The 9,075-nt window shown below is 25.4% G+C and carries 12 protein-coding genes and 1 tRNA gene; 12 read left to right on the forward strand and 1 reads right to left on the reverse strand.

What is annotated here, in order from left to right; all coding sequences use genetic code 11:
• The first annotated feature begins 36 nt into the window (after positions 1 to 36).
• From CCO88_RS07320 to CCO88_RS07365, 11 genes are all read left to right on the forward strand, one after another.
• Positions 37 to 121: transfer RNA gene (locus tag CCO88_RS07320), tRNA-Leu, on the forward strand.
• A gap of 296 nt (positions 122 to 417) precedes the next feature.
• On the forward strand, positions 418 to 1,557 hold the full coding sequence (locus tag CCO88_RS07325; protein ID WP_002782634.1) for a tyrosine-type recombinase/integrase: 1,140 nt from the start codon (positions 418 to 420) through the stop codon (positions 1,555 to 1,557).
• A gap of 2 nt (positions 1,558 to 1,559) precedes the next feature.
• Positions 1,560 to 1,820: a hypothetical protein gene (locus tag CCO88_RS10925; RefSeq protein WP_002839950.1), complete on the forward strand. Its 261-nt coding sequence runs from the start codon at positions 1,560 to 1,562 to the stop codon at positions 1,818 to 1,820.
• Positions 1,821 to 1,852: 32 nt separating this feature from the next.
• Positions 1,853 to 2,188 carry a hypothetical protein gene (locus CCO88_RS10930; RefSeq protein WP_002839953.1) on the forward strand — a complete coding sequence of 112 codons (336 nt, stop codon included), beginning with the start codon at positions 1,853 to 1,855 and terminating at the stop codon, positions 2,186 to 2,188.
• Positions 2,189 to 2,436: 248 nt separating this feature from the next.
• Positions 2,437 to 2,805, forward strand: a complete 369-nt coding sequence (locus tag CCO88_RS07340; protein WP_002839955.1) for a type II toxin-antitoxin system HicB family antitoxin — start codon at positions 2,437 to 2,439, stop codon at positions 2,803 to 2,805.
• Positions 2,806 to 2,809: 4 nt separating this feature from the next.
• Entirely contained in the window at positions 2,810 to 2,998 is a 189-nt protein-coding gene (locus CCO88_RS10175) for a hypothetical protein (protein WP_170245726.1), read from the forward strand.
• Between the two features lie 105 nt (positions 2,999 to 3,103).
• Positions 3,104 to 3,865 carry a hypothetical protein gene (locus tag CCO88_RS07345; RefSeq protein ID WP_002839960.1) on the forward strand — a complete coding sequence of 254 codons (762 nt, stop codon included), beginning with the start codon at positions 3,104 to 3,106 and terminating at the stop codon, positions 3,863 to 3,865.
• A gap of 292 nt (positions 3,866 to 4,157) precedes the next feature.
• Positions 4,158 to 4,340, forward strand: a complete 183-nt coding sequence (locus CCO88_RS07350) for a helix-turn-helix domain-containing protein (RefSeq protein WP_002839962.1) — start codon at positions 4,158 to 4,160, stop codon at positions 4,338 to 4,340.
• Positions 4,341 to 4,350: 10 nt separating this feature from the next.
• Positions 4,351 to 4,644: a hypothetical protein gene (locus CCO88_RS07355; protein WP_002782640.1), complete on the forward strand. Its 294-nt coding sequence runs from the start codon at positions 4,351 to 4,353 to the stop codon at positions 4,642 to 4,644.
• Position 4,645: 1 nt separating this feature from the next.
• Positions 4,646 to 5,761, forward strand: coding sequence for a hypothetical protein (locus CCO88_RS07360; protein WP_002782641.1), 1,116 nt, complete (start codon positions 4,646 to 4,648; stop codon positions 5,759 to 5,761).
• Positions 5,758 to 6,951 carry an AAA family ATPase gene (locus tag CCO88_RS07365; RefSeq protein ID WP_002839964.1) on the forward strand — a complete coding sequence of 398 codons (1,194 nt, stop codon included), beginning with the start codon at positions 5,758 to 5,760 and terminating at the stop codon, positions 6,949 to 6,951. The genes CCO88_RS07360 and CCO88_RS07365 overlap by 4 nt, the downstream gene beginning before the upstream one ends.
• 855 nt (positions 6,952 to 7,806) lie before the next feature.
• On the opposite strand, the gene CCO88_RS07370 is transcribed toward CCO88_RS07365, so the two are convergent.
• A complete protein-coding gene (locus CCO88_RS07370) occupies positions 7,807 to 8,013 on the reverse strand; it encodes an acyl carrier protein (protein ID WP_002839965.1) in 207 nt (68 codons plus the stop codon).
• 156 nt (positions 8,014 to 8,169) lie between these two features.
• On the opposite strand from CCO88_RS07370, the gene CCO88_RS07375 reads away from it, so the two are divergent.
• Positions 8,170 to 8,538, forward strand: a complete 369-nt coding sequence (locus CCO88_RS07375) for a hypothetical protein (RefSeq protein WP_002839966.1) — start codon at positions 8,170 to 8,172, stop codon at positions 8,536 to 8,538.
• Positions 8,539 to 9,075 lie beyond the last annotated feature (537 nt).

Below are 9,075 nucleotides of genomic sequence, written 5' to 3' on the forward strand. Positions count from 1 at the left end.
GTCAGAGGTTCGAATCCTCTTGAGCGTACCATACTAGCGGATGTGGTGAAATTGGCAGACACGCCAGACTTAGGATCTGGTGCAGCAATGCGTGAAGGTTCAAGTCCTTTCATCCGCACCACTCTAAACCCCATTTTACCATACTTTTAGAGATTTTGCTTAAATTACGCTGAAGCCTTTGAAGTCCCATTGTATCATTTCGAATTATTTCAAAAAGGCAACCTTTTAGCAGGTAACTTTTAATAGTAACCGGATGAAAGGATAGCTATAAAATAGTCCTTTTCATCCATTTAAGTTTAGCGGTAAAAAAGGTAAAAATAAGTCCTAACCTTAAAATAAAGGTAACCTAAGATAATTTTATTAAGTTTATAAGGCTTTGAAATACGCTATAATATAGCAAAAATAATAAGGTTAAAAATGGCGATTGATAGGAAGGATTATAATGTACCCATAGGAAAAGGAACACATTTAAAAAGACACAAAGACAAAATTAACTCCTTTTTATTTAGAATGCAAAATGGGGGTAAAGAAAAGCAACACGCTTTTACTATTCCTTTACGCCCTGCGTGGAATGAAAACGAATATATAAGAATAGCACTTGCAAGAGCTAAAGAATATGAAAACGAGTTTAAAAAGCTTTTTAGCGTTGGATATGCTTTAAATTCTAGCATTTTGTTAAAAAATCTTTTTGAGATATTTATAAAAACCAATTACAACATAAAAGATTTAAACGAACAACACAAAGGACACATAAGAAATCTAATAAGCATTTTTAATAATCATATCTTAGAGCCATTAGGAAATATACACTTAGATGAGCTTACGCTTTACAAGGTACAAGAATTTTATAATGGAATGAAAAACAAAGGACTAGAGCCAAAAACATATAATCGAGCCATTAAAGAAGTGCTAAGCCCTATGATTAGATATGCAGTAAAAAATAAATGGATTAATGAAAATGTTACATTAGGTTTAAAGCTTGATAGAGTGCAAAATAAAAAGCTTGTTACTAATCCTAAAGGTAAATATGAAGCTATTTTAAATGCTATTTTAGAGCTATACAAAGATAATTTACTTTATAAAGCTTTATTCTTGCTTATACATAGTGGTAGGCGTAGGGATGAGGTTTTAAGTTTGCTTTGGCAAAATGTAGATTTAGAAAGAAAAACTATATTTTTACCAAAGACAAAAAATGGTGAAGCACAAGAACACGCCTTAGATGATGAATGCTATAATGCACTAAAGGCTTTAAAAGATGAGGTTAAACAAGACAAAGGATTAGTTTTTGTTTCTAGTGTTAGCGGTAAAAAAATATCAAATTTGGCAAGACAAGAAGCCAAAATAAGAGAACTTAGCGGAGTAAAAGAATGGACACCCCATTTTTCAAGGCACATAAAGGCTAGTTTTTTAATGCAAAATGGAGTTAATCCCGCAGTTATTAGCGGAGCTTTAGGGCATAGGGATTTAAGCACTATAAATATTTATGCGACTAATGATACACTTAAAGCAAGTCAAAGAGCTAATGAAGCTTTAAAAAAGCTACAAGAAAAAGATTAAAAATGTTAGGTTTAGAATTTATCTTTTCAAAGCAAAGATTAGAGCATTATAAAGATATAAACGAACATTTTGAGAACTTGAAATTAATATCTAAGATAATGCCTAAAATAGCAATACTTGAAATTTATCTAAGAAATGCCCTAGATTATGAATTAAATAGTAATTGTAAAGAATGGATAAAAACTAGCGATAATCCTTTTTTATTGGCTAAAATAAATGAGTTTAAAGATAAAGATATCAAATCTTATCACGCCTTAGCTTAGGTGTAGTAGCTAAGTTAATCATATCCTATAAGGTGCAAAATAAGATTTTAGATTTAAGGGCTTTTGATTTTAGGAAGTATAGCAGTAGTAATAGAAACTTTTTTATTTACGAAAATACAAAACAAGGCTTTGATAATATAGATAAAGTTAATATAGTTTTAAACTTGCTACATACTTTAAGGAATAGAGCCTGTCATTTTGAAAATCTTTTAAAAATTAGAGAAAATGATAATAAATTATATCCACGCATAAGCACAAAAGAAAAAGGGACTAATATAGGTTTAATGCCTGATAAGATAGAAAACTTTTTAAATGATTTGATTTGTTTAATAAATAAAGATTTGTTAGATTATCTTAATAGGGGTTGAGCCCCCCTTTGAATGTAAAAGAATTATAAAATACAAATACTTAATAAAATATAAAATACTTTGCAAGGCTTTGAATGCATTTAAAATATTTTAAGATAATTATATATATAATACATATATGAGCAACAAAGAAAAGTTAATCAAAGAATTAGAAAATAATCCCAAAAATGCAAGTTTTGCTAACATATGCATAAACCTATAAAAGAATTTTATGTAAAGCAAATATTAAAACTTTTAAAGGATGAAAAATGAAAAAAGATATAAATTATTATTTGAATTTGCCTTATAAGATTAATTTAGTAAAACTTGATGATGGCGATTATTTAGCACAATTTGACGATAAAGAACTTAATAAACTTGTCTTAATGGCAGGAGATGGTAAAACACCAAACGAAGCAACAGAAGATTTAAAAAATGCCTTTGCTTGTTATTTAGAAGAAGCTTTGGCTAAAAACGAGTTTATCCCAGAACCCATGCAAAAAGACAAAAGCAAAAATCTAGCTATTACCTTAAAAAATAGTCTTGTAGATGAAATAGATTTTTATTCTAAAAAAATGGGCTTATCAAGAAGTGCATTTTTAGCGGTATCGGCTAAAGCATATATTAAAACACTTTAAGGGGTTGAAAATAAACTTGATTTTAGAAAATCCAAGCGAGAAACTTATCAAAGCCGTTAAGGCAATGGCAAAAATAGCAAAGAGCAAGGCAAGTGTTTTAAATGATTATGAATTAAAGGCTTATAAAGAATATTTAGAAAGTGGTAAAAAAGCGACTTTAGCAAGTAATTTATATAAAGAATTAGGTTTGTAATGTTTTTTTATTATAGCGATAAGGCATTAAGGCAATTTAGTAAATTAGATAAAGCAATACAAACGGCGTTAAGAATAGGAAAACATAGCGAGTTAGGTTTATCAAATGATAGATAAAAACATTTTACATACTAGAACTATTATGGTTAATATTTCCGATTTTAATCCTACTGCTGAATTTAATGAAGAACTGAAAAAGGCTAAAGACAATAAAGATTATTTAAAGATTTTTATATGTAATGGCTTAAAAAATAGCAAAAGTAATTTTTATTTAGAAAATAAACTTATAATTGATGAATTTACGGAAAAAAATAGCAGATTTTGGAACGATTTAGATATTTTTAATAAATTAAAACCAGAAGTGAAAGTTGAGATAAAAGAAGACTTACTAATAAAAATAAATAGTTTATTATTTTATGCAAGAAATTTAAAAGATATAAATTCACAACATAAAAATAAATTAGAAAAAGATTTATCAATACTAGAAACATTAATTAAAAATTATGAAAAAGAACTAAATATAAAAAAAACCAATATCGAATGTGCTTTTAAAACCCTAGAAAACATTTTTTATTATATAGACAATGATACAAAGGAAAAAATAAGTTTTCAAATAGGACTTAAAGAGTTTTACAAAAAAGCGTATATAGAAATAACAGATATGAGTGTATATCCTATTTTGATTTTAATGTGCGATATAATCTATAATAAAAGCATTCTTTATTGCATAGAAAAAAAATTTAATAAGACAAAAACTTTTAATGATTTTATGCTTGAAATGCAAGAGAAATATAAGCTAAATAGCAAAAAGATTAAAAGAAAAGAATTGTTAAATACAATCATAAAAGCTTTTAAAGACTTCAGCTAAAAAAGGGCAAAAAATTTTTTTTAATTTTGAACTTGCCCTTTTTTTACAAAACTGCTAAAATACTTCGTAAATATTTCAAATAATATTTTTTAATCTAATGAAACTTGAAAAGCTTTAAACTTTTTCAGCTAGTGCGTTTTAATTCTTTGTTTGGCGACTTGATTAAAACGCACAATTTCATTATAAGAGCCATAGTTTAAGCCCTTAAAAGAAATTGTAATAAATTTAAACTTACTAATTCCTTTTTAATGGCTTTATTAATTGCATTAATAAAATTTAGAAAGGATACAAAATGCAACACACAAACAAAGACTTTTTAACTATACAAGAAGTAATTACACTTTACAGCTTAAGCAAAGATACTCAAAATAAATACAGAATGCAAAAGAAAATACCTTATGTTAAAATAGGTAAAAAAATCTTTTATGAAAAAGTTAAGCTTGATGAGTGGTTTAGAAACCATACTATCAATTAAAGGGTAAGTTATGAATGATAGACAAGCTTTAGAATACTTAAAAGATGAATTATTGTTTATTTTTAATGTAAGATTTAAATATTTTGATTTTTCAATGTTTAGCCTATTGAAAGATAAACTTAGACCACTACTAAAAAATACAAGCTTTGAAAAAGAAATTAAAGAGCTTTTATCAGTTTTAGAAGTTCATAAAAAAAGCTTTTTAGAAAATAAGGTTTTTACAAAGAAAGAGCAAAAAAGGATTATTCTTTTAAATGCTTGTAAGGCAACTTATGAAGCTTTAAAACACAAATTAAAGACTTAAAATGAGTATAAGCCTTTTTAATGATGAAATAAAGGCGTATATAAAAAATTATTATTCTATAGTTGATTTTTTATATTTACGCTATGGTTTGGAGTTTGATAAACAAGGAAATGAAAAGCACAATAAAAGCCTTAAAATAAAAACTAACACTTGCTTGATTACTGATTTTAACGGAAGTTTTAGTGGAGATATAATCGATTTTATAGCCTTTAAAGAAAATGTAGGGTTAAAAGAAGCTTTGATTATATTTAGTGATTTTAACAGGTTACCCACGCAAAAGGTGGGTAGCTTTAAACCACAAAAAGAGCCTTTAAAAGATAATAGCTATTTAAAAAATATAGCTTATTCTTTACAGGCTAATTTTAATTTAGCTAATAGCGATTTTATAGAATGTAAGGCTTTAGAAAAAGCTTTTTTTAATGATTTTAGACTTTTTATGCACTTATGTAAATTAAATTTTTTAAAAGATGATGAGTTTGAAAGTATTTTAAAAGATTATTTTGCTTTTTCAAAAGATGATAAAAGTTTGGCTTTTATCTTGAAAGATAAAAACGAAATTAAAAGCGTGGCTATTAGAGAAAAGCTTTTTAAAAATGAATTAGTCAAATGGTTTAAAGTTAAAGGTAGTAGCAATAAATTTATAAAACTTATAAAAGCCAAAGAAAAAGGCTTATTAAAAGATTATTGTTTTATCTTTAGTGGCATAAAAGAAATTATAGTAAGTGAATTGCTAGGATTAAACGCTGTTTGTTTTCAAAGTGATAGCATGATGAAAAATATACACTCACACGAGCAAATAAATGAGCTTTTAAACCTCATCGATAATAAAAGAATAGTTTTTATAGTTGAAAACGATGAGAGCAGTTTTAAAGCTAATTTAGAGCTTTTAAAAGAATTAATACAAATAAATCCTTTGAAAAAAGGCTATTGTGTTTTTAATTATGATGAGGTAAAAAACGCTGATTTTATAGATTTTTTAGCTTATTTAATGAAAGAGTTAAGACAAGACTACCAAAGAGATAAAAAAGGTTTAAATAGTTTTTTTTCTTATATGGAAAAATACTTCAAGAATTATTTTAATAAAAAAATAAATTTATTTTTAAAGGTAAAAAAATGAAAGATTATATTAAAGAAATTAATGATTTAAAAAAAATAAAAAGCCAAGATATAGATAAACTTGACTTTAAAGAATTTGAAAATATTAAAAGTAAAATAAATGAATCAAGTTGCAACCCTAGTAAAATTATATCACAAAAAAATGCAAATATAAAAAATAATTCTTTTGTAGATTTAACACAATGGGCTATAAGAAGCGTTGATTTAGAAAAAATAGAATTTACATCTTTAATCGATGATTTTTTGGATAAAGGGAGTATTAGTTTTTTAACAAGTGAAGCTAATAAGGGTAAAACTTTTTTAAGTTTTGCTATTTGCAAGCATTTATTAGAATTTAACAAGATTAGAAAAATTATTTATTTTGATGGTGATAATAGCAAAATAACCATTAAAAGCAGGATTAAAAAAAGTATGCAAATAGGGGGATATTATTTTTTAGATTATCCTGGTTTTAATTATATACAAACAAGCAATGCTTTAGAGTGTGGAACTGATGAGATAGAAGTTGATTTTAACTTTATTGTTGAAAAATATCTAGAACCTTTAATGCAAAGCGGTGGTTTGGTTAATGTTTTTATCGTATTTGATAGCCTTTTTAACTTTTTTAATGGTGATATGAATGATAATAAAAAAGTAGCTGAATTTATGAAAATAATTAAAAAAATAAGTCATAAAGGCGAAGCTACTTTTTTATTTATACATCACAAGGGAAAGAGTGCTGAAAGTGAGTTCATGGGTGGGGTTAATTTCTTAAATGCGACTGATAACCTTTTTAAAATACAAACAAGCAATAACGATGGAGAAATTTTAAATATAGAATTAAATACAAAAAAGGCAAGAAATTTTTTACCTTATAATTTAAAGGTAGATATAGACTTAAATACGCTTGATTTAAAAATAGAAAGAGCAGTAAATGAAAACGATACAAACTTTCTTATAAAAGCTAAAGAAATCATAGAACAAAAAGGCGAGATTTTGCAAGGGGAGTTATTAGAGCTTTTAGAAAAATCAAAAACCGATACACATGCCATTAAAAAGCTAGAAAGTGGAAAAGGGTTATATTTTAATATAATAGAAAAATCAAGAGCAACGGGTGGAAAAGCTTTAAAATATTATGTGCCTTTAAAAGAGAATAAAACCATCATTAACGGCATAGAAATAAATGCCGAGCAAACTTTATTTAGCGAATAAGTAAAAAGCTATGTGAGTTTAATTCATGTAGCTTTTTACTTAATTATTATCTTATAGCTATAGCTTAATAAAAACACTCCTAAAATCAAAAAAGTATTTTTACCGATAAAACAACCTTAGACAAAAAATAAAAACGCTTAAAATCGCTTATTTTAATATTAGTTTATTTTTATACTTTTTATTTTGATAAATAATATCATTTATTATTTTATCATTTTATATTTTTTATTCTTTTTATATTTCGTGAAACATTTTTTTATATAAAAGAAATTATATATCAATTATAAGCAATTATAAATCACCCTTTATAATTGAAGCAAATATAGATAAAATAAGGCTTTATAAGCATTTTAGCAAAAATAGCATTTATAATTGATTGAAATAACTATTTTATAGGTATTTGAAGCATTTATAAGTATCAATTATAAATAACTTTGCTTTTTCCCTTATAATTGATGATTTTTTAGTAAAAATCTTAAAAAACATAGGCATAAAGAGAAAAGATTTATAATTGATAGGATTTAAGGTTTGAAAGTATGGTAAATTAGGTATTTATATCAATTATAAAGGCTATTTTCCTTAAAAATGGGGTAAATCCCTATTTTATAGGCGTTTTAATCAATTATAAAGGGTAATTTATAATTGATTATAATTGCTTTATATTAAAAATAAGCCTTTAAAATGTTTCACGAAATAATTTTTATATCATCGTGGTTTAATTATGAAAATATTTATCAATTTATTTTTATATTTTAATTTAGTATTTTTTAGAAAAAGTGGTTGAAGGGGGCGTCTTCAAATTTGAAGACACCTACCAATTAGCACTGCTCAATTTTGAGCACACATCATCAAAACTTACAAATCATCTTTTATTAAGTCTTTAATCTTATTGTATTTTTGAGCTTTGATATAGTTTTCTAATAAAAAAGCTATATAGGGCGGATAAGAAGTTGTAGAACCCCAAGCATTAATAGTAGGATATGGAATACCGCTTATATCGGCTAATTGTTTCTTATTTAAATTAGCTTGTTTTAAAAGCTGATTGAATTTTTCTTTAGTCATTTTGTAACCTTTATAATTTTATATAAATTATATAGCTACAATACTAAATATAAAATAAAAATATTAAAACGATATTTATTAAAGATAAAATTAAGTATTAATATTATATTATTTTACTTTAAAAAATATCAAATCAATATAACAAAAGGATAAAAAATGGAAAAGGTAGATTATTGTAGAATGAGTTGCCTAGATGGCAAAATAAACGCTTTTAAATATCTTTTAGATTTATTTTTAAGTGATTTGGAAAACGAAAACGATGTTAAAACTTGTAATATGTTTGAGAATGATACAAGTATAGAGTATGTAAAAGATATGCTTATGATGATGCTTGATAAGATAAAAGAAATTGTTATCGACCAAGATAATTGTCATCACAATATAGATATGTACGCAAGTGTTTATCATGAAATTATAAAAGATGAGTTAGGTAAAGAATTTACCCCTAAAGAGCTTAAAGAACTGCATAAGAAACAAGAAGAGAGATTGTTAAAAGAATTATTTGAAGAGAGTAAAAAGAAATAAAATAAGGGTAGTAGGTTAAACTTGCTACCCTTACAAATAAACCACGCAATAAAATCCTTATAAATTATATAAAAAAGATGATGTAAATAAAATTTACTTCATATAAAACAAACTTTGAAATATACAAAAATTAATTTAATATTTAAGATAATTTTAAGAAAGGTTGAAATGGAAAAGGTAATTATTTTTAGGGCTTTTATATAAAATCCCACTTAAAAAGATGAGCTAATTAAAAGTTAGGTCATTAGATTTAATCTACCCACCTAAGTGTTAGGGAACTACTAAACTAAACTTAGGGGTTAATATAGTTTGTCAAAGTATTTTAAATTAAATAGCTTTTCTTTTAAAGGCTTATAAAATAAAATAAGTTATAATAACTAAACTTTGAACCAGTAAAGGAAAAGCTATGAAAACCATAACAATAAAAGCAAAAGAGCAAGAAATAAACAAGCTTTTAGATATTTTAAAAGAGCTAAATATCAGTTATGAACTAGAAAGCAACAACTATAAAAAGGCTTTAAATGATTATGAAAGCGG

Source organism: Campylobacter coli LMG 9860 (genome assembly GCF_000254135.1).
In the GTDB taxonomy this organism is placed as follows: Bacteria; Campylobacterota; Campylobacteria; order Campylobacterales; family Campylobacteraceae; genus Campylobacter_D; species Campylobacter_D coli.